Genomic DNA, 19,877 nt, shown 5'->3' with positions numbered 1-19,877 from the left:
GTCAATCGGACCGGTCAGTCGAACACAATCTCGGCCTGCTGCCCGTGCGCTTGCGCCATCCAGCTCGCGAGTGCTGCATCCGTGGGGAAGAACAAGGCCCGATCGTCCAGTTGCAGTTCGCACTGCACGCCCGGGCGCTGCAAGGCCAGGCGCACAGGCAGGCCCCTCACCAGCTCACCCTGATCGGTGACTTCGCGCTTGGGCGGGAACTCGCGCACCAGTTCGGCGATGGAAGGCGCCTGCCCGTTCACGGCCACCCGCAGGTATTTGCCAAAACGGCAGCGGGCCGCCGCCAGATCCCAGATGTGCTGGATCTTCAGTCGCAGACCACCGGAGAATCGGTCGGGCTGAGCCACGGCCTGCACCACGATGAGTTCGTCCTCCTTGAGCACATTGCGGTGCAGGTTGATGAGGTTTTCGTCGGCGCTGACCTCGAGCACGGCGGTCTTGTCGTCCAGCTTGAACAGGGCCAGCTTGCCGCGCTGACCGTTAATGATGCGGAAGTCGGTGACGATGCCGGCCAGGATCACCGGGTCACGGCTTTCTTTCACATCGGCGAGCTCGGTTCGCGCAAAGCGCCTCACCTCGCGCTGCACCTCGTCGAACAGATGGCCGGAGAAGTAGAAACCGATCGCGGTTTTTTCCAGCGTGAGCCGCTCCTTCACGCCCCAGGGCACCGTGGACACCAGGTCGGGTTCCTGGGTGCTGGAGCCGTGGTCGTCACCGCCCATCAGATCGAACAGGCCACCTTGATTGGCATTCGCCTGTTGGGCCGCCGCGAAGTCGAAGGCCCGCTCCACCGATGCCAGCACCTCGGCGCGGTTCAGGTGCAACGAATCAAAGGCGCCCGCCTTGATGAGCGCCTCCACGGTGCGCTTGTTCAGCCTTGTGCGGTCCACGCGGCGGCAAAAGTCGAACAAGCTCTTGAACGGACCGCTCTCTTGACCGGCCGGGCCTTCGCCCCGGCCTTCACGCGCGGCCACGATGGCCTCGATGGCCTGCTGGCCTGTGCCCTTGATGGCGCCCAGGCCGTAGCGGATGGACTTGTCGGTGATGGGCTCGAAGCGGTGGAACCCGCGGTTCACGTCGGGCGCCTCGAAGCTGATGCCCATCTTCTGCGCGTCTTCGAACAACACCTTGAGCTTGTCGGTGTCGTCCATTTCCACGGTCATGTTGGCGCAGAAGAACTCGGCGGTGTAGTGCACCTTGAGCCATCCTGTGTGGTACGCCAGCAGCGAGTAGGCAGCCGCATGCGACTTGTTGAAGCCGTAGCCCGCGAACTTCTCCATCAAGTCGAAGACTTCGTCGGCTTTTTCCTGGGTGATGCCATGCGTGGCCAGCGCACCGGCACGGAATTTTTCGCGGTGCTCGGCCATTTCCTCGGCCTTCTTCTTGCCCATGGCGCGGCGCAGCAAATCGGCGCCGCCGAGCGAATAGCCGCCCAGGATCTGCGCGGTCTGCATCACCTGCTCCTGGTAGACCATGATGCCGTAGGTCTCGCTGAGCATCTCGGCCACTGCCGGGTGCGGGTATTCCACCGGCTCGCGCCCATGTTTGCGCGCCACGAAACTGGGGATCAGGTCCATGGGCCCTGGACGGTACAGCGCGTTGAGCGCGATCAGGTCTTCCAGACGCGTGGGCTTGGCGTCCTTGAGCATGCCCTGCATGCCGCGGCTTTCAAACTGGAACACAGCCTCCGTCTGCCCACGTGAGAACAGCGCGTACACGCGCTGGTCGTCCAGCGGTACGTCCTCAAAACGGAAGTTCTCTTTGCCCTGGTGGCGTTTGACGATGAACTCGCGCGCGATCTCCAGAATGGTGAGCGTGGCCAGACCCAGAAAGTCGAACTTCACCAGGCCCACGGCCTCCACGTCGTCCTTGTCGTACTGACTCACGGCCGAGTCGCTGCCGGGCTGCATGTAGAGCGGACAGAAGTCGGTGAGCTTGCCCGGCGCGATCAGCACGCCACCGGCGTGCATGCCGATGTTTCGCGTCATGCCCTCGAGCTTCTGCGCCAGCTCGATCAGGGTCTTGACGTCGTCTTCCTTCTGGATGCGCTCGGCCAGCACCGGCTCCATTTCGATGGCGTAGTTGTTCTTGTCGCCCTCCTTCTTGGGCACGGGCGGGTACTGCAACGTGACCGACATGCCCGGCTTGTTCGGGATCAGCTTGGAGATGCCGTCGCAGAAGCCGTAGGAAAAGTCGAGCACCCGGCCCACGTCACGGATGGCGGCGCGCGCGGCCATGGTGCCGAAAGTGGCGATCTGGCTCACCGCGTCCTTGCCGTACTTGTCCTTCACATAGTCGATCACGCGGTCGCGGTTGGTCTGGCAGAAATCGATGTCGAAGTCGGGCATGGACACCCGCTCCGGGTTCAGGAACCGTTCGAACAGCAGGTTGTATTGCAGCGGGTCGAGGTCGGTGATCTTGAGCGCATAGGCCACCAGCGAACCGGCGCCAGATCCTCGGCCGGGACCCACGGGGCAACCGTTGTTCTTGGCCCAGTTGATGAAGTCGCCCACGATCAAAAAGTAGCCCGGGAATCCCATGTTCAGGATCGTGTTGATCTCGAACTCCAGACGTTCCACATAGCGCGGGCGCTCGGCGTCGCGCCTGGCCGCGTCGGGGTACAGATGGGCCAGCCGTTCTTCCAGACCCTCAAACGACGATTGCCGGAAGAAGTCGGCCATCGGCATGGGAACGCCGTCGACCAGTGGAGTGGGAAAGTCGGGCAACTGCGGCTTGCCCAGCACCAGCGTGAGGTTGCAGCGCTTGGCGATCTCCAGTGTGTTGGCCACAGCAGAGGGCACATCAGCAAACAGCGCCTGCATCTGCTGCGCGCTCTTGAAATACTGCTCGCGGGTGAAGCGCCGCACGCGCCGGCTGTTGCCCAGGATTTCGCCGTCTGCGATACAGACCCGTGCCTCGTGCGATTCGTAGTCGTCGGGCTCGAGGAACTGCACCGGGTGCGTGGCCACCACCGGCAGGTGCAGACGCGCCGCCAGCTGCACGGCAGCGATCACGTGGCGCTCGTCGTCGGTGCGGCCAGCGCGCTGCAGTTCCAGATAGAAGCGGTGCGGGAACAGGCCGGCAAGCTGGAGCGCCAGATCGGCGGCACGCTGGGCGTCGCCCTGGATCAGCGCCTGGCCCACAGGCCCGGCCTGCGCCCCTGAGAGCAGCAGCAAACCCGCATTCAGCTCCTCCAGCCATTCGCGCTGCACCAGCGCCACCCCACGCGCACCGCTGCGCGTCCAGGCACGGGCCAACAGTTCGCAAAGATTCAGGTAGCCCTGGTTGTCTTGCACCAGCAGCACAACACGCGGTGCTGCGGGCTGGTGGCTGCCAGGCATGGCGCCCGGGGTTTCATCGCTGAACCCCTGCAACATCACCTCTGCGCCCAGCAGCGGCTTCACGCCAGCCGACCGGGCGGCCTTGTAGAACTTGACCGCGCCGAACAGGTTGCTCAGATCGGTGATGGCCAGGGCGGGCTGGCCATCGGCAGCGGCGGCGGCCACCGTGTCGTCGATGCGGTTGGTGCCGTCAACGACGGAGAATTCGGTGTGCAGGCGCAGGTGTATGAACATCCGGCCATTTTAGGAGCCACTCCACTCCACAGCGGCCTCAGTCAGGCGGATTTACGTCGTCTTTCAAGATGCCGAGCACTTCCGAACGGAACTCCCTGCTGTAAAGAATGGCAACCACCGCCAGTGTGGCGACCACCATGGCCACAGGTGAAATGAACCACGCCAGCGCCGCAAAAGAGAAGTAGTAGGCCCGCAGACCATCGTTGAATGTTTCGGCTGCGGCACCTACCATGGCCGAGGCGCGCTCGGCGTAGCGGTGCCGGTCGAACTTGCCGGATTCAAATTCCTTGGGCGACGGCATGGAGCCGATCACCAGGGCCACAAAGGTGTATTGCCTCATGCACCAGGAGAAGCGAAAAAAGGCATAAACGAAGATCGAGACCAGCACCAGGATCTTGAACTCGAACACCACGAGTGTCGTCGTCTGTGCGAACGGGATCTCGCTCATCAGTTCGGTGGCCTTGTCGGTGGTGCCCAGCAAGGCAAACAGACCACCGATCACCAGAATGGACGTGGAGGAAAAGAAGGTCGGGGTGTTGGAAAGTGCTTGCGTGATGAGGCCATCCAGCATGCGCGGATCGCGCGCGGTGGCCTGCAGCATCCAGTAGCCCCGGTACCGGTTGGTGGTCTGTATCAGCGAACCTCGCTTGCGGCCCCACACCTTTGCGAACCAGGCGTAGCCGATCCACAGGGCAAAAAAGCAGACCAGCGCCAGCCAGTCGGGCAAGGGAATGAGACTCAGGAACTTCATAGGCCCCGATGGTAAGGCTATACCCCCACACTCCGCCGCAGGGCTGGGTTGCCCCCACGCTCCGCCGCTGCGCGGGTCGCTGCCCCCCCCGAGGGGGCTGACCCAAGGATCAGTCCTTGAATTTTGCCGCCACAGCGGCCACGCGCTCACCGAACAGACGGGCGGTTTCGAGATCACCGGGCAGCATGTCACCGGCACCGGCATCGGACGGGCTCTGGGCGATGGCGCCGCTGTAGCTGACGAGGTAATTCACATCGTTGCGCTGGGCGCCCTTGGTGTTGCTGGGCATCAGGCCCTGGCTCACCCAAATCATGCCGTGCTGCATCGCCAGGGTGAACAAAGTGGTGAGGGTGTTGAACTTGTCGCCGTTCATGCCGGCGCTGTTGGTGAAGCCGGCCGCAATCTTGTCCTTCCACTTCTGAGCGAACCAGGGCTTGCTGGAGGCATCAGCGAATTTCTTGAACTGCCAGCTCACGGAACCCATGTAGGTGGGCGAGCCCATGATGATGGCGTCGGCCGCGTCCAGCGCATCCCAGCCGCCATCAGGCAGGTTGCCATCGGCATCAATGGCGATGAGTTCGGCATCGGCACCCTGTGCCACCGACTGCGCCATGCGCTGGGTGTGACCGTACCCGGAGTGGTAAACCACGACAACTTTTGCCATTCAAAACCCCTTGAAGTTGGCACCCATGGCATCGGCCGGGCGCGCAGATTTGCAGGTGGAAGAAAATTCTTCAGCGAGATTCAATGAAATTCAGCGCGCAACCAAGCGCTCTGCTCGCCCATGGGGCGCCGCTCTGAAAATCCAGGCATGGGCTGCGGTGTCTTCTCCTGACTTCCGACGAATGGCCGGAGAGCACCACAGGTTCCCGCAGCGGCTGACCGAAAAAAACGGCGTGCGCGCCACAAGCCCCGATTTCCAGCACCACCATACCCTGACCCTCATCGCCCCTCTGTGCGGATGACAACACAAGGCTGGAGCGCGGTCGCGGCCTGTCTGGCGCCCTTCCATGTGCCTGCCGGCACAAGGGCAAAGTCCTCTTTCGAACGAAGCCCCTGCACCACTCTTGCCCATCAATGGGGATCAGCCCTTGCGGCGAGCGTCCAGACTGAACGCGCCTGCACCGAACGCAACCAGCGCGAGCAGGCCTCCCACCAGACCGATGTTCTTCATGAACATGAGCTGCTGCATCATCTGCTGCTCGGCGGGCATGGCCCAGAAGTTGTGGAAAAAGAACGAGGCCACCAAGGTGAATGCGGCCAGTGCCAGCGCTGCCCACCGGGTGCCCAGGCCCAGAATCAGGGCCACGCCACCCAGCACCTCCACCGCAATGGCCACTGCCGCGCCCAACGCCGGCATGGGCAGACCGACAGACGCGATGTAGCCGGCGGTGCCTTCGAAGCCACCGATCTTGCTGATGCCGGCGGGCAGGAACACTGCGGCCAGCAACAGACGGGACACAAGGGCCAGGGGGTTTTGCAACGTGTTCATGAGAATTTCCTTGGGTATGAAAAGGGTTGTAAGGGATCAGGCAACGAGGTCAAAAACCAGCACTTCTGCGTCCTTGGCATTCGCCAGATGGAGCTGCCCTTCTTCGGCCAGCACGGCGGCATCACCGCCCTTCAGCGTCTCACCATTGACTTCAATCTCCCCGCGCACCAGGTGCACATAGGCCTTGCGTGCCGGGTTCAGTTCGATGCGGGCTTCTTCGGTGCCATCAAACAGGCCCGCGTACATCGACGCATCGGCGTTGATGTGCACCGACCCTTCAGCGCCTCCGTTGGACGCGACCAGACGCAGTTTGCCGCGCTTCTGATCCGGGCCGAAGCTCTTCTGCTCGTAGCCCGGTTCAATGCCGGTCACGTTCGGTTCAATCCAGATCTGCAGGAAGTGCGTGGTCTGATCGGGTGCGTGATTGAATTCGCTGTGTCGCACGCCGCTGCCAGCGCTCATGCGCTGCACGTCACCGGGCGGAATGCCCTTGACGTTGCCCATGCTGTCCTTGTGCGCCAGGTTGCCCTGCAGCACATAGCTGATGATTTCCATGTCGCGGTGACCATGGGTCCCAAAACCGGTGCCGGGCGCAATGCGGTCTTCATTGATCACTCGCAGATTGCCCCAGCCCATCCAGGCGGGGTCAAAGTACTCCGCAAACGAAAACGAATGAAAGCTCTTGAGCCAGCCGTGGTCGGCATATCCACGGGCTTCAGAGCGGCGAATCTTCATCATGGCGTGTTCCTTTCCTGTTTAGGAGTTAGGAGTGGGTTGCCGCATCCATCGATTCGGCGTGACGTGGGGACAATTCTGAACCTCAGGCCCATCTACCGGACTGCACGGGTTTGATGGCATCATTCAAATGAATTGAATCATCGAAGGCCCCAGACATGGCTTCTGCCTCACCCCGCGCCGCCCTCTCCCCGGAAAACCTCGGTCTGCTTGAAGCCGTGGCCCGCCTGGGCAGCATGGCCGCCGCCTCTCGCGAACTGGGCATGGTGCCCAGCGCCCTCACCTACCGCGTGCGCCAGATCGAAGATGCACTGGATGTGCTGCTGTTTGACCGCAGCGCCCGCCGCGCGGTACTCACGCCCGCCGGTGCAGAGTTGCTGCGCTCGGGCCAGTACCTGCTCGACGAACTCGATGCCGTGGCGCAGCGGGTCAAGCGCGTGGCCACAGGCTGGGAGCCGGAGCTGACGCTCGCGGCCGACGCCGTGATCTCGCGCACCACGCTGTTCGAGCTTTGCGAGGCTTTCTATGCAGAGAACGCGCCAACCCGCGTGAAGATCCGCGCGGAGACGCTGTCCGGCACGATCGAAGCGCTTCAAAGCGGCCAGGCGGACATCGCCCTGGGCGTCACCCACGAACTCTCACTGCCCGAAATCCAGTCCGCCCCTCTGGGTTCGATGACGTTCGTCTTCGCAGTGGCGCCCCACCACCCGCTGGCCTCTGTCAACCACAGCCTGTGCGACGAAGAGCGCGCCCAGTACCGGGCCGTTGCCGTGGCCGACAGCACGAAACGGGGCAACGGTGTCACCCACAACCTGGTGCCCGGGCAGGACGTGCTCACCGTGCCCACGATGCAGCACAAGCTCGAGGCCCAGTTGCGCGGACTGGGCGCAGGCTTCTTGCCGCTGGCCATGGCCCAGCCCTTCATTCATGCGGGCCGGCTCATTGTCAAGAAAGTGGAACGACCCACCAGCTCCATCCGGCTCGCCTATGCCTGGCGACAGCCACGCAGCGCGGGTGACACAGGGCGGGCGCTACGCTGGTGGCTTGACCGGCTGCAACACCCCACCACGCGGGCCGCGCTGCTCAACAACCACCATCAGATTTGACGCCATCGGGGTTTGTATGGATGAGCAGGCTGCTACAGTCGGTTTCACTCCTTGCCCTCCACCGCAGAACCGAACATGAAAAACACCGCCTCGACCCGCAAGTCCAAACCTCCGGCTGCGGCCTTGCCGCTGAACATCGTTGTCGTTGGCGCGGGCATGGCCGGTGTGGCTTGCGCCCGCACGCTGGTGCAAGCGGGTCATCGGGTCACGCTGCTGGAAAAAAGCAGGGGGTTTGGCGGGCGCATGGCGACCCGGCGGACCGAATTCGGCGGGTTTGACCATGGCGCGCAGTACTTCACCGTGCGCGACCCGCGTTTCGAGAAGGCCTTGCGCAGCAACGCCACCCAGGTGGTGCGACCGTGGAGCGCGAGCACCGTGCGTGTACTTGACGAATTCGGCCATGTGCTGGCCAGCGCTCCACCCCCCACCGAACCGCATTTTGTGGCTTCGCCCGGCATGAGCGCCCTGGTGGCCATGTGGGCGGAACCCCTGCTCAGGCCCGACCAGCATGGTCACTTGAGTGCCTCCGCCTTGCTTGAAACGCGGGCCACGCAGATTGAACGCGATGCCCTTCACCCACAGCAATGGCAGGTCCGCACAGAAGACAATGCTGGCGGCCTGCGCGTGCTGGGTGGCTTTGACCGCGTGGTGCTTGCCATCCCACACCCCCAGGCGCACGACCTCTTGCGCTCATCGGGCCTGGCGCCAGAGTTGCGCAAGGCGCTGGCAAGCGTGCACGTGGCGCCCTGCTGGACGCTGATGGTTGCTTACCCCCAGGCCATGCAGCCCGGCCTGCCCCACCTGGGACCACAGTGGAACGCCGCGCGCAGCACGCACCACCGCATCAGTTGGCTGGCCCGCGAATCGAGCAAGCCCGGGCGCGAACCCGTCGAACGATGGACCATCCAGGCCAGTCCGGCCTGGTCAGCCAAACACCTGGAAGACGACGGCGAGCGGGTCAAGGCAAAGATGCTCAAGGGTTTCGCAGAGATCACCGGCATTCGCGCCACACCCAGCCACGCGGTGGTCCACCGCTGGCGCTTCGCCCAGACCCAGATACCCCTGGGCAAGCCATACCTGATGGACGCAAACTTGGGGCTGGGCCTTTGCGGCGACTGGTGCCTGGGGCACCGGGTGGAAGACGCCTTTGTCTCCGGGCTGGAACTGGCACTGGCGATGGCCTGAGCCAGGCTGCCAAAAGAGGCCGGCGGGGTTCGCACACAGCCGGTCAGCGGTCGATCAGCCCCCATGAAACGCCGCCGGGCCGTCCCGAAGGCGCTCACCCCGAAGCACGGAGAGTAGTCCAGTGAGTGCCAGAACCGCCCTCACCACCCAAGCCTACCGGGGCCGCTTCGCCCCCTCCCCCACCGGCCCGTTGCATGCCGGCTCGCTCGTGGCGGCCCTCGCGAGCTGGCTGGACGCCCGTGCGCACGGCGGCCAGTGGCTGGTGCGCATGGAAGATGTGGACATGCCCCGGTGTGTGCCGGGTGCAGACACCTTTCTGCTGCAGCAGTTGGCCGCCTGCGGTCTGGTCAGTGATGAACCCGTGGTCTGGCAATCGAAGCGCAGCGCCCTCTACCAGGCGGCACTCCAGCAACTCATTGATGGCAACCGCGCCTACCCCTGTGCCTGCTCACGCAAGGACATCGAACTCGCCCTGCGGGCGATGGGGCAGCCACGCGAACGCCACCAGGCGGCGATCTACCCCGGCACCTGCCGGCCTGAGCGGGGCGGCTTGCACGGACGGCCTCCGAGGGCCTGGCGTTTTTTGTGCGACGCAGGTGCTTCTCGGGTGGAATGGACCGACCGGCGCCTGGGGCGACAGGCGCAGGACGTGGACCGTGACGTGGGCGATTTTGTGCTGCTGCGTGCAGACGGCCTCTGGGCCTACCAGCTGGCGGTGGTGGTGGACGACGCCGAACAAGGCATCAACGCTGTGGTGCGAGGCGAGGACCTGGCCGACAACACGGCGCGTCAGATCCTGCTGCAACAGGCCCTGTCTTTGCCAACCCCGAGCTATTTGCACACCCCGCTGGTCCGTGACGCAAAAGGCGAGAAGCTGAGCAAACAGACCGGCGCCGCGGCACTGAACCTGTCAGATCCTGCAACAGCACTCAATCAGGCGGCCCTTTGCCTGGGTTTGCCTCAAGCGAAGGCGCAGGTGCCCGAATTGCTTTATCGATGGGTCCAGGCGTGGCGGGAGCGCTGGGGCTGACCCCCACGCCGACCCCAGACGCTCAGGTGCGGACCTTTCCGTCCCCGGAGAGCATGGAAAGCTCCACGAAGCTGGATGCCACGTGGTCGGTGGGACTCAGCGACACCGAGAAGCCCCCGAACGACTGATCGCCAATGGCCTCCATGCCGGAGATGAAGCTCTGCCGGGTGGGCCGCGCACCCGCGCGACGCAGGCCTTCGGTGAACAACCGTGCCGCCAGGAAGCCTTCCATGCTGGAGAAGTTGGGCTGCACCTTGTTGCCCCCCTTGGCCACCGCCTCAAGGAACTCGCGGGTGATGGGCTGGGTGGTGCGGTACGGCGTGGGCGTCACCTGCGAGACCACCACACCCGCTCCGTCTTTGCCGAGCTCGTCGGCCAGGGCCTGGGTACCGACGAAGGACACGTTGTAGAACGACCCCCCGTAGCCTGCGGCGCGGGCCGCGCGAATGTAGGCAGCGCACGACTTGTAGGCACTGATCTGAACCACCGCCTGGGGCTTGGCGGCATTGAGGGTGGCCACCGCTTGCGCCACTTCCACCGTGTTGCGCTCGACCGTGGCCACAGCCACCGGCTCCAGGCGCCGCTCGGTCAGGGCCAGCGTCACGCCGTCCAGCCCGGCCCGGCCATAGGCGTCGTTCTGATAGAACACCGCCACGCGGTTGATGCCCAGGTTGGTGAGGTTGCGCACGATCAGGGCGGTTTCGTCGTTGTACGAAGCGCGCAAGTGGAACGCCATGCGGTTGAATGGCTGGCGCAGACCCATGGCACCCGTGAACGGCGCGACGAATGGCACCTGTGCGGTGGTGGCCAGCGGCAGAGCGACCACGCTGGTGGGTGTGCCGATGTAGCCGAACAGGGCAAACACGTCTTCGTTGATGAGTTTGGTGGTGTTTGCGGCGCAGCGATCGGGCTCATAGCCGTCGTCCAGCTGCATGATCTCGATGCGCGACTGGTTCACGCCACCCTGGGCATTGAGCTGGTCGAAGAACAGCTTGGCGCCTGCATGGAACTGGATACCCAGCTGGGCTGCTGCGCCAGTGAACGCGGCGGACTGACCCAGCACGATGCGGTTGTTGGTCTGGGCATGCAGCACCGGTGCACCCAGCACAGCGGCGCTGGCGGCCAGGCGGGTGAAGTTGCGTCGGGTGATGCCGGAGGAACGAGGGGAAAAATCAGCCATGGTGCAGGTAAGCTCCCAAATTGAAAGCGGCGTGTGTTTCACGCCGCTTTGTTCTTGTTGAAGGTATTCTTTTTTTGATCCTATCTGACGCCAAGGGCATTGGGTCGTCTAATTCGACCGCCCATCGGGGCTTACCGGGCGCAGCAGGCGCGCTCCGTGAACTGCAGCACGCCTTGTCTCGTTGCTTCAGATCAGATAAGCACAGGAGCTACAGAAGCAAGGCCACCTAAAATCTCCCACCGCATCCGTGAACGCCCATGACCGAAGACACCACTCACAACGCCGAGCCCACGGCCGCCGCCGACCCAGCCAAAAAGCCTGGCCCCCCGCCGGGTACCTACATGCGCGTCGTCAAGAGCTATGTGCTGAGAGCCGGGCGAACCACCGTGGCACAGGCGCGAGCCTACGAGCTCTACAGCGCCCACTTTTTGCTGCCCTACACGCCGCAGCCACTGGACGTCGATGCGGCCTTTGGCAGGCAGGCGCCGCTGGTCATGGAAATCGGCTTCGGCATGGGCGGTGCCACGGCACACATCGCCCGCGTCCGTCCGCAAGACAACTTCCTGTGCTGCGAGGTGCACGAGCCCGGCGTCGGCGCTCTGCTCAAACTGGCGGGTGATGAAGGGCTGGAGAACATCCGCATCGTGCGCCACGATGCGGTGGAAGTGCTGGACCACATGCTGGGCGAAAACAGCCTGGACGGCGTGCACATCTTCTTCCCCGACCCCTGGCACAAGAGCCGCCATCACAAGCGCCGCCTGATTCAGTCGCCCTTCGTCAACCGGCTGGCGCGCCACCTCAAACCCGGTGGCTACCTGCACCTGGCCACCGACTGGCATCCCTATGCCGAGCAAATGTTGACGGTGCTGAGCGCCGAACCCCTGCTGGTCAACACGGCGCCTCCTGGCAGCGACGGCTATGTGCCCAAACCGGACTACCGCCCACTCACCAAGTTCGAGAACCGGGGCTTGAAGCTGGGCCATGGTGTGTGGGACCTGGTGTTCCGGCGCAACTGAACCAGGGCCACGCGCCCCCGACAGTGGCCCGCCCCAGCCGGAGTTCCCTCATCCCGACGCGCAATGGCGTGTCGCCGAGTTGCGTGGCTCTGCCACCCGACAAGACAGCCTCATGGAGCACGGTGCTGGACTATTTGGCCGACCGCCTCTCAGCCGTCGGGCGAGACAGCTGGCACCAGCGCATGGACAGAGGTGAGGTGCTCGATGAATCGGCCCAGGCCCTGCTGCCTGACGCACCCTTTCTTCCGGGCGCCAGGGTCTACTACTACCGCCACCTGGCAGACGAGCCGGACGTGCCTTTCCAGGAGGCCGTGGTCTTCCAGGACGATCACCTGCTGGTGGCCGACAAGCCCCACTTCCTGCCCGTCACGCCCACGGGGCGCTACGTGCAGCAAAGCCTGCTGGTGCGCCTGAAGAACCGACTGGGTATCGACACGCTGAGCCCCATCCACCGCATCGACCGCGAAACTGCCGGCCTGGTGGTGTTCAGCCTGCGCCCACAGGACAGGGCGGCCTACCAGGGGCTGTTCCGCGATCGGGCCGTCGCCAAGACCTACGAGGCGATCGCACCATTCGACGAACGCCTTGACTGGCCCCTGGAGCGACGCAGCCGCATCGTCGAAGAGGCTGATGCGTTTTTCCGCATGACCGAAGCCACTGGTGAGCCCAACAGCGAAACCCACATTGATCTGCTGGAACGGCGCGGTGAATGGGCGCGCTACGCCTTGAAGCCGGTCACCGGCAAGCGCCACCAGTTGCGCGTGCACATGAACGCGCTGGGGCTGCCCATTGCGGGCGACCAGTTCTACCCACGTGTTCTGCGTGGGCCGGACGAAGCTGAAGACTTCGCCCACCCGCTGCGCCTGCAGGCAAAGGCGATTCGCTTCACGGACCCCCTCACCGGTGCGCTGCGGCACTTCGAAAGCCAGCAAGCCCTGAGCTGGCCCGATTGATCGCCCCTCGCCGCGCGAGGGCGGAGCAGAGGGTCAGAGCCTTTCTTTCACCCAGCCCTGCACGGACTGCAGCGCCTTGGGCAGACCCGAGGCGTCGGTGCCACCGGCCATAGCCATGTCCGGCTTGCCGCCGCCCTTGCCACCCACCTGCTGCGCCACAAAGTTGACCAGTTCTCCGGCCTTGACCTTGCCCACGCTGTCGGCGGTCACGCCAGCCGCCAGCTGCACCTTGTTGCCATCAACGGCTGCCAGCACGATCACGGCACTCTTGAGCTTGTCCTTGAGCTTGTCCATGGTGTCGCGCAAGGTCTTGGCATCGGCACCCTGCAACGTGGCAGCGAGCACCTTGACACCGTTGACATCGACTGCTTGCGACACCAATTCATCGCCCTGTGCCGAAGCCAGGCGCCCCTTGAGTGCGGTCATTTCTTTCTCTGTTTCACGCAGCTGTTCCAGCAGCGCGCCTACCCGCGCCGGCACCTCGCTGGGCACCACGCGCAATGTGCCGGCCACGCCGCCCAGCGTGGCTTCCATTTCCTGCATATAGGCCAGGGCATTCAAACCCGTCACCGCCTCCACGCGGCGCACGCCAGCGGCCACGCCGCCCTCGGCCACGATGGTGAACAGACCAATGTCACCCGTGCGTTGCACGTGCGTACCACCACACAGTTCCTGGGTGGAGCCGATGGTCAGCACACGCACGATCTCGCCGTACTTCTCGCCAAACAGCATCATCGCCCCGGTTTTCTGCGCCGCTTCGATGTCCATCAGTTGGGCCTGTGTGGGCACATTGGCCAGCACCTCGGCGTTGACACGCGCCTCGATTTCACGGATCTGCGCATCGGTCAAGGGTGCGTTGTGCGCAAAGTCGAAGCGGGTGCGCTCGGCGTTCACCAGCGAACCCTTCTGCTGCACGTGTTCGCCCAGCACTTCGCGCAAGGCCTTGTGCATCAGGTGGGTGGCGCTGTGGTTGCGCACGGTGGCGGCGCGCAGGTCCATGTTCACGCTGGCGGTCACCGTGTCACCCACGGCGAGCGTGCCCTGCTCCATGGCGCCGTGGTGGCCAAACACGTCGGCCTTGATCTTCTGCGTGTCGCCCACCGTGAAACGGGCAGAGCCGCTGGTGATGACGCCTTCGTCGCCCACCTGGCCGCCACTCTCGGCGTAGAACGGGGTGGTGTCGAGCACCACGACTCCCTGTTGACCGGCCTTGAGCTCGGCCACCGCCATGCCGTCCAGGTACAGCGCCACCACCTTGGCCGGTGATTCCAGCGACTCGTAGCCGATGAAAGCATTGCCGGCTCCGGTGTACTCCAATGCCTTGTCCATCTTGAACTTGCCAGCCGCACGGCCTTTGGCCTTCTGGGCTTCCATGGCGGCGTGAAAACCGGCTTCGTCCACGGTCAGGCCTCGCTCGCGACACACATCGGCCGAGAGGTCCAGAGGGAAACCGTAGGTGTCGTGCAACTTGAAGGCCACGTCACCGGGCAGCACCTTCGCGCCATCGGCCAGCGCCGCATCCAGAATCTCCATGCCGTTGGCCAGCGTTTCATAGAAACGCTCTTCTTCCACCCTGAGCACCTCGGTGATCCGCTGCGCCTGGCTGGCCATGTGGGGATAGGCATCGCCCATCAGCTTCACCAGATCGGGCACCAGCTTGTGGAAGAACGGCGTCTTCTGGCCGAGCTTGTACCCGTGGCGGATGGCGCGGCGCACGATGCGGCGCTGCACGTAGCCGCGGCCTTCGTTCGACGGAATCACGCCGTCGCTGATGAGGAACGCGGTGGCACGGATGTGGTCGGCAATGACCTTGAGCGAAGGGTTTGTCAGCTCTTTGGTCCCGGTCTCGCGGGCGGCGGCCTTGATCAGCGCGTCGAAGATGTCGATCTCGTAGTTGCTGTGCACGTGCTGCAGGATGGCGGCCAGCCGTTCCAGGCCCATGCCGGTGTCCACACAGGGCGCTGGCAGTGGCGTGACCGAGCCGTCTTCGGCCATGTTGAACTGCATGAACACGTTGTTCCAGATCTCGATGAAACGGTCGCCGTCTTCTTCGGGGCTGCCCGGGGGGCCGCCAGGAATGTGCGGGCCGTGGTCGTAGAAGATCTCGCTGCAGGGGCCGCAGGGGCCGGTGTCGGCCATCATCCAGAAGTTGTCGCTCTTGTAGCGACCGCCCTTGTTGTCGCCGATGCGGATCACGCGTTCTGGCGGCAGACCGATTTCCTTGGTCCAGATGTCGTAGGCCTCGTCGTCTTCTTCATACACCGTGGCCAGCAGGCGCTCGGCTGGCAGCTTGTAGACCTCGGTCAACAGTTCCCAGGCCCACTTCAGGCTCTCGCGCTTGAAGTAGTCACCAAAGCTCCAGTTGCCCAGCATCTCGAAGAAGGTGTGGTGGCGCGCGGTGTAGCCCACGTTTTCCAGGTCGTTGTGTTTGCCCCCGGCGCGCAGGCAGGCCTGCACCGAGGCGGCACGCACATAGGGGCGCTTGTCGGTGCCCAGAAACACGTCCTTGAACTGCACCATGCCCGAGTTGGTGAACATGAGCGTGGGGTCGTTGCCCGGCACCAGGGGGCTGGACGCCACCACCGTGTGACCCTTGGAGGCGAAGAAGTCCAGGAAGGACTTGCGAATGTCGGCAACGGAAGCAACTGCGGTGACGGGGCGGGTCATGTGGGCCTTGTAGAAGTTCTGTCGATCTGGAACGGTCTGGCGCAAGGGAAGCGCCGAACCGGGTATTTTCGCAAACTGGCGAAGGTACGTCGGAACGCGCCCGGAATTCCGGGCCTCAGGCGGTCTGCCGATGGTTTTTCAGGAACGCCAGCACCTGCGGTTCTTCGGTGAAAGCCACGTTGAAACGGAACCAGGGGCTGGGCTGAAGGTCGGGCGCAAACAGATGGCCGGGCCCGATCAGGATGTCCTGTTCCGCCGCTTTGTAGGCCAGCTCCGTCGCATTCTGGATCTCGGGATGGCGCGTCCAGAGAAACATGCCCGCCTTGGGCTCGCAGAACAGCTCGAACCCCAGGTTCTCCAGTTGCTGGGCCACACGCTGATGCGCTTGCGCCAGGCGCTCGCGCAGGTTGCGCAGGTGTTTGCGCCAGCGGCCGTCCACCAACGCGCCGTAGGCCAGTCGCTCGTTGAACTCTGACGAGGTCAGGCCCGAGATCATCTTGAGCTGGGCGAAATCTTCCAGCAAGTCGGGTGGCGCGGCCAGGTAGCCGACGCGGATGTTGGGCGAGATGGTCTTGGAAAAGCTGCTGATGTAGACCACCCGCTGCAACTGGTCCAGGCTGGCAAGCGACGGCCGGGGCTCGGGGTCGAGGTCGGCGTAGATGTCGTTTTCCACCACGGTGAAATGGTGCTGTTCGGCGAGCTGCACCACGCGGTGCAGGTGCGCGAGGTTGGCGACCGAGCCGGTGGGGCTCTGCAGGCGCGGCTGGGTGAAGAACACCTTGGGCTTGTGATCGATCACCAGGGCTTCGAGCGCAGCGAGGTCGTAGCCGGCGGGCGTGCGTGGCACGCCGATCAGCCGGGCACCCAGGAAACGCAGTGAAAACAGCAGGTTGGGATAGCCGGGATCGTCCACCAGCACCGCATCGCCCGGGCGAACCAGGCGGCGCGCCACCAGATCCATGGCCTGGCTGGAACCCTGGGTGAGCAGCACCTGATCGGCGCTGACGGCAATCTCCTGTTCGGCCAGCAGGTCGCGCACCAGCTGGCGCAGCGGCGCAAAGCCCTTGGGCTCACCATAACCCCCCAGATCCACGTTCTCAGACGCCAGCGTGCGCAGACTGCGCCGCAAACCTTCTTCAAACAGCCAGCTGCCCGGCAACCAGCCACAACCCGGCTTCATGCGCAGCGCGCGGGCCTCGAACACCCGGCGCAGGTACCACATGGAGTCGAAGTTGTAGTTCGCGGTCTCAGCGGGCAGCGTGCCGGGCGCCTGCGGCGCCACACCTTCGCGCTTGCGCACGAAAAAGCCCGAGTGCGGGCGCGAGGTGAAATAGCCCAGCGCCACCAGCCGGTCGTAGGCATCGACCACGGTGTACACGCTCACGCCGTGGGCATGGGCGAACTGGCGGATGGAGGGCGCCTTGGAGCCAGGGCGCAGGTTGCCGCTCTGGATCAGGTCGCGAAACCCCTCGACGATCTGCACCACGAGCGGGCTGGTGCTTTTGGGGTTCAGGGTAAACATCGGCGGCTATCAGGGTAATTCTGTACAGGTCTGTGGGGCTGCACAGTGCATCGCTGTGCAGGCACTGTCTGTATATGTTAGCTGCGGCCCATGCGGCCTACAGTCCGCCCCAATCTGAAATTTCTTCATGATCGGAGCCCCTGCATGCAACGCGAACCCCAAGCCACCAACGCCATGCTCATGGCCCGCCGCCAGGCGGCCATCCCGCGCGGTGTGGGTCACAGCCACCAGATCTTCATCGCCAAAGGTGAAAACGCCGAGGTCTGGGACGTGGAAGGCCGACGCTACATTGACTTCGCCGGTGGCATCGCCGTGCTCAACACCGGTCACCGCAACCCGGCCGTGATCGAAGCCGTGAAGGCCCAGCTCGATCAGTACACCCACACCTGCTTCCAGGTGCTGGCCTACGAGCCCTACGTGGAACTGGCCGAGCGCCTGAACGCCAAGGCCCCGGGCGACTTCGCCAAGAAGACCCTGTTCCTCACCACCGGCGCCGAAGCGGTGGAGAACGCCATCAAGATCGCGCGCGCCCACAACGGCCGCTCGGGCGTGATCGCCTTCACCGGCGGCTACCACGGCCGCACCCTGCTGACCCTGGGCCTGACCGGCAAGGTCGCGCCCTACAAGACCGGCTTCGGCCCCTTCCCGGGCGAAATCTTCCACGCCCGCTTCCCCAGCGCGCTGCACGGCGTGAGCGTGGATGACGCGATCGCCTCGGTCGAACAGATCTTCAAGAACGACATCGAAGCCCGCCGCGTGGCGGCCATCATCATCGAACCGGTGCAGGGAGAAGGCGGCTTCAACGTGGCGCCACCCGAGCTGATGCAGCGCCTGCGTGCCCTGTGCGACCAGCACGGCATCCTGATGATCTGCGACGAGGTGCAGACCGGCGCCGGCCGCACCGGCACCTGGTTCGCCTGCGAGCAAAGCGGCATTGCCCCTGACCTGATCACCCTGGCCAAGTCCATGGCCGGCGGTTTCCCCATTTCTGCCGTGGTTGGCCGCGCCGAGGTGATGGACGCACCCGCTGCCGGCGGCCTGGGTGGCACCTACGCCGGCAGCCCCATGGCGTGTGCTGCAGCCTTGGCCGTGATGGACGAGTTTGAGAAACACGACCTGCTGCAACGCAGCCGCGACGTGGGCCAGCGCATCACCGCCAGCCTGCAGGCGCTGGCGAAAAAGCACACATGCATCGCCGACGTGCGCGGCCTGGGCGCCATGGTGGCCATGGAACTCTGCAAGAACGGCGACCCGCACCAGCCCGACGCCGACCTGACCAAGGCGCTCGCCGCCGAAGCCACGAAACGCGGCCTGATCATCCTGACCTGCGGCACCTACGGCAACGTGGTGCGTATCCTGGTGCCGTTGACTGCCAGCGATGCCTTGCTGGACGAGGGCCTGGCGATCATTGCTGCCTCGCTCGAAGCCGCTTTCGCGGCATGAGCGCAGACCAGCCCCCCGACGGCGCCAGCACACCCCGCCCACTCGCGGGCGTGCGTGTGCTCGACATCTCGCGCGTGCTCGCCGGCCCTTGGGCCGGTCAGCTATTGGCCGACTACGGCGCCGAAGTCCTGAAGGTGGAGCGCCCGGGTGCGGGCGACGACACGCGCAACTGGGGCCCGCCTTGGTGGGGCGAAGGCGCCGAGCGTGTGGCAGCCTACTTCGTCTGCGCCAACCGCGGCAAGCGCTCGGTGGCGATCGACATCGCGACCGTCGAAGGCATCCAGCAGGTGCGCGAGCTGGTGCGCGACGCGGACGTGCTGATCGAGAACTACAAGGTCGGCCAGCTCGCCAAATACGGGCTCGACGCCGCCAGCCTGCAAGCCATCAATTCGCGCCTGATCTATTGCTCCATCACCGGCTATGGGCAAAACGGCCCGCTGGCGCACAAGGCCGGCTACGACTTTGCGATTCAAGCCGAAGCGGGGCTCATGAGCATCACCGGCGACCTGGGCGCCGAACCGCAGAAAGTGGGCGTGGCCGTGACCGACCTGATGACCGGGGTCTATGCCACCACCGCCATCCTGGCTGCACTGCACGAACGTGGACGCACCGGCAAGGGGCGCCACATCGACGCGGCCCTGTTCGACGTGCAGGTCGCCATGCTGGCCAATCAGGCCGCCAATCAGCTGATTGGAAACCAGACGCCGACCCGCATGGGCAACGCCCACCCGAACATCGTTCCCTACCAGGTGTTCCCCACGCGCGATGGCCACATGGTGCTGGCTGTGGGCAACGACGGCCAGTTCGCGCGCTTCTGCGAAGCCTGCGACCACCCGGAAATCTCGCGCGACGCGCGCTTTTCCACCAACCCGGCGCGGGTGGAGCACCGCGCCACGCTGGTGCCGCTGCTCACCGGCTGGACGATGGCGCGCGACACCGCCGAATGGGTGCGGCTGCTGAGCGCCGCAGGCGTGCCTTGTTCGCCGATTCTTGACATTGCTCAAGTCATGGCGCATCCCCACGTGGCGGCGCGCGGATTGCGCATACAACCCGAAAGTGCCACAGTGCCACCCATGATCGCCAATCCGATGGTGCTGGACGGGCAGCGCCCCGTCGCCGATCTGCCGCCCCCCTCCCTCGGCGCCCACCCGGCACGATGGTTGCATGACCAGTCGTGAACCTCTTCCAGTCCTTACGCCAGAACCGATCGCGC

Annotated in this window: 16 protein-coding genes; 8 read left to right on the top strand and 8 right to left on the bottom strand. The window is 64.6% G+C overall.

Going from position 1 to position 19,877, the window contains the following annotated elements; genetic code table 11:
* Nucleotides 1-14: 14 nt before the first annotated feature.
* From dnaE to J2W49_RS02020, 3 genes are all read right to left on the bottom strand, one after another.
* Nucleotides 15-3,584, bottom strand: coding sequence for a DNA polymerase III subunit alpha (dnaE, locus tag J2W49_RS02030; RefSeq protein WP_310311094.1), 3,570 nt, complete (start codon nt 3,582-3,584; stop codon nt 15-17).
* 37 nt (nt 3,585-3,621) lie between these two features.
* The gene (locus J2W49_RS02025; protein ID WP_310311090.1) at nt 3,622-4,335 is read right to left on the bottom strand and encodes a DUF599 domain-containing protein; all 714 of its coding nucleotides are present in this window, start codon (nt 4,333-4,335) and stop codon (nt 3,622-3,624) included.
* A gap of 109 nt (nt 4,336-4,444) precedes the next feature.
* Nucleotides 4,445-4,999: a flavodoxin family protein gene (locus tag J2W49_RS02020; protein ID WP_310311087.1), complete on the bottom strand. Its 555-nt coding sequence runs from the start codon at nt 4,997-4,999 to the stop codon at nt 4,445-4,447.
* A 10-nt stretch (nt 5,000-5,009) separates the two neighbouring features.
* Here J2W49_RS02020 and J2W49_RS02015 point away from each other — a divergent pair, with 10 nt between their 5' ends.
* Complete coding sequence (locus J2W49_RS02015; RefSeq protein WP_310311085.1) at nt 5,010-5,300, top strand: hypothetical protein; 291 nt, start codon at nt 5,010-5,012, stop codon at nt 5,298-5,300.
* A gap of 119 nt (nt 5,301-5,419) precedes the next feature.
* On the opposite strand, the gene J2W49_RS02010 is transcribed toward J2W49_RS02015, so the two are convergent.
* Both J2W49_RS02010 and J2W49_RS02005 read right to left on the bottom strand, forming a co-directional pair.
* Nucleotides 5,420-5,827 (bottom strand): DoxX family protein, encoded by a 408-nt coding sequence (locus tag J2W49_RS02010; RefSeq protein ID WP_310311083.1) that lies wholly within the window; start codon nt 5,825-5,827, stop codon nt 5,420-5,422.
* Between the two features lie 36 nt (nt 5,828-5,863).
* On the bottom strand, nt 5,864-6,565 hold the full coding sequence (locus J2W49_RS02005; RefSeq protein WP_310311080.1) for a pirin family protein: 702 nt from the start codon (nt 6,563-6,565) through the stop codon (nt 5,864-5,866).
* Nucleotides 6,566-6,720: 155 nt separating this feature from the next.
* Here J2W49_RS02005 and J2W49_RS02000 point away from each other — a divergent pair, with 155 nt between their 5' ends.
* The 3 genes from J2W49_RS02000 to gluQRS all read left to right on the top strand — a co-directional run bounded on the left by J2W49_RS02000 (nt 6,721) and on the right by gluQRS (nt 9,883).
* Nucleotides 6,721-7,668 (top strand): LysR family transcriptional regulator, encoded by a 948-nt coding sequence (locus J2W49_RS02000; protein WP_310311078.1) that lies wholly within the window; start codon nt 6,721-6,723, stop codon nt 7,666-7,668.
* A 156-nt stretch (nt 7,669-7,824) separates the two neighbouring features.
* Entirely contained in the window at nt 7,825-8,853 is a 1,029-nt protein-coding gene (locus tag J2W49_RS01995; protein WP_405000980.1) for an NAD(P)/FAD-dependent oxidoreductase, read from the top strand.
* A gap of 121 nt (nt 8,854-8,974) precedes the next feature.
* Nucleotides 8,975-9,883, top strand: a complete 909-nt coding sequence (gene gluQRS / locus J2W49_RS01990; RefSeq protein WP_310311074.1) for a tRNA glutamyl-Q(34) synthetase GluQRS — start codon at nt 8,975-8,977, stop codon at nt 9,881-9,883.
* A 22-nt stretch (nt 9,884-9,905) separates the two neighbouring features.
* Here the strand turns inward: gluQRS and J2W49_RS01985 are convergent, their stop codons facing one another.
* On the bottom strand, nt 9,906-11,063 hold the full coding sequence (locus tag J2W49_RS01985; RefSeq protein ID WP_310311073.1) for an ABC transporter substrate-binding protein: 1,158 nt from the start codon (nt 11,061-11,063) through the stop codon (nt 9,906-9,908).
* 257 nt (nt 11,064-11,320) lie between these two features.
* Here J2W49_RS01985 and trmB point away from each other — a divergent pair, with 257 nt between their 5' ends.
* Both trmB and J2W49_RS01975 read left to right on the top strand, forming a co-directional pair.
* Nucleotides 11,321-12,079 (top strand): tRNA (guanosine(46)-N7)-methyltransferase TrmB, encoded by a 759-nt coding sequence (gene trmB, locus J2W49_RS01980; protein WP_310311071.1) that lies wholly within the window; start codon nt 11,321-11,323, stop codon nt 12,077-12,079.
* A gap of 83 nt (nt 12,080-12,162) precedes the next feature.
* A complete protein-coding gene (locus J2W49_RS01975) occupies nt 12,163-13,032 on the top strand; it encodes a pseudouridine synthase (RefSeq protein WP_310311068.1) in 870 nt (289 codons plus the stop codon).
* A 33-nt stretch (nt 13,033-13,065) separates the two neighbouring features.
* Here the strand turns inward: J2W49_RS01975 and alaS are convergent, their stop codons facing one another.
* Nucleotides 13,066-15,699 carry an alanine--tRNA ligase gene (gene alaS / locus J2W49_RS01970; protein WP_310311066.1) on the bottom strand — a complete coding sequence of 878 codons (2,634 nt, stop codon included), beginning with the start codon at nt 15,697-15,699 and terminating at the stop codon, nt 13,066-13,068.
* Nucleotides 15,700-15,814: 115 nt separating this feature from the next.
* On the bottom strand, nt 15,815-17,221 hold the full coding sequence (locus J2W49_RS01965) for an aminotransferase-like domain-containing protein (RefSeq protein ID WP_310311063.1): 1,407 nt from the start codon (nt 17,219-17,221) through the stop codon (nt 15,815-15,817).
* A 144-nt stretch (nt 17,222-17,365) separates the two neighbouring features.
* Here J2W49_RS01965 and gabT point away from each other — a divergent pair, with 144 nt between their 5' ends.
* Together gabT and J2W49_RS01955 are read left to right on the top strand one after the other, a co-directional pair.
* Nucleotides 17,366-18,664: a 4-aminobutyrate--2-oxoglutarate transaminase gene (gabT, locus tag J2W49_RS01960; protein ID WP_310311059.1), complete on the top strand. Its 1,299-nt coding sequence runs from the start codon at nt 17,366-17,368 to the stop codon at nt 18,662-18,664.
* Complete coding sequence (locus J2W49_RS01955; RefSeq protein ID WP_310311056.1) at nt 18,661-19,842, top strand: CaiB/BaiF CoA transferase family protein; 1,182 nt, start codon at nt 18,661-18,663, stop codon at nt 19,840-19,842. The genes gabT and J2W49_RS01955 overlap by 4 nt, the downstream gene beginning before the upstream one ends.
* The last annotated feature ends 35 nt before the right edge of the window (nt 19,843-19,877 follow it).

The sequence above is a fragment of the Hydrogenophaga palleronii genome, assembly GCF_031457455.1.
Lineage (GTDB): Bacteria > Pseudomonadota > Gammaproteobacteria > Burkholderiales > Burkholderiaceae_C > Hydrogenophaga > Hydrogenophaga palleronii_A.
This window is presented reverse-complemented; position numbering and strand designations above follow the sequence as displayed.

Coding starts and splice junctions, on each gene's coding strand:
- J2W49_RS02005 (WP_310311080.1), bottom strand. CDS start 6,565: ATGATGAAGATTCGCCGCTCTGAAGCCCGTGGATATGCCGACCACGGC.
- J2W49_RS02000 (WP_310311078.1), top strand. CDS start 6,721: ATGGCTTCTGCCTCACCCCGCGCCGCCCTCTCCCCGGAAAACCTCGGT.
- J2W49_RS02020 (WP_310311087.1), bottom strand. CDS start 4,999: ATGGCAAAAGTTGTCGTGGTTTACCACTCCGGGTACGGTCACACCCAG.
- dnaE (WP_310311094.1), bottom strand. CDS start 3,584: ATGTTCATACACCTGCGCCTGCACACCGAATTCTCCGTCGTTGACGGC.
- J2W49_RS01965 (WP_310311063.1), bottom strand. CDS start 17,221: ATGTTTACCCTGAACCCCAAAAGCACCAGCCCGCTCGTGGTGCAGATC.
- J2W49_RS01985 (WP_310311073.1), bottom strand. CDS start 11,063: ATGGCTGATTTTTCCCCTCGTTCCTCCGGCATCACCCGACGCAACTTC.
- trmB (WP_310311071.1), top strand. CDS start 11,321: ATGACCGAAGACACCACTCACAACGCCGAGCCCACGGCCGCCGCCGAC.
- J2W49_RS02025 (WP_310311090.1), bottom strand. CDS start 4,335: ATGAAGTTCCTGAGTCTCATTCCCTTGCCCGACTGGCTGGCGCTGGTC.
- gabT (WP_310311059.1), top strand. CDS start 17,366: ATGCAACGCGAACCCCAAGCCACCAACGCCATGCTCATGGCCCGCCGC.
- alaS (WP_310311066.1), bottom strand. CDS start 15,699: ATGACCCGCCCCGTCACCGCAGTTGCTTCCGTTGCCGACATTCGCAAG.
- J2W49_RS01955 (WP_310311056.1), top strand. CDS start 18,661: ATGAGCGCAGACCAGCCCCCCGACGGCGCCAGCACACCCCGCCCACTC.
- J2W49_RS01995 (WP_405000980.1), top strand. CDS start 7,825: ATGGCCGGTGTGGCTTGCGCCCGCACGCTGGTGCAAGCGGGTCATCGG.
- J2W49_RS02010 (WP_310311083.1), bottom strand. CDS start 5,827: ATGAACACGTTGCAAAACCCCCTGGCCCTTGTGTCCCGTCTGTTGCTG.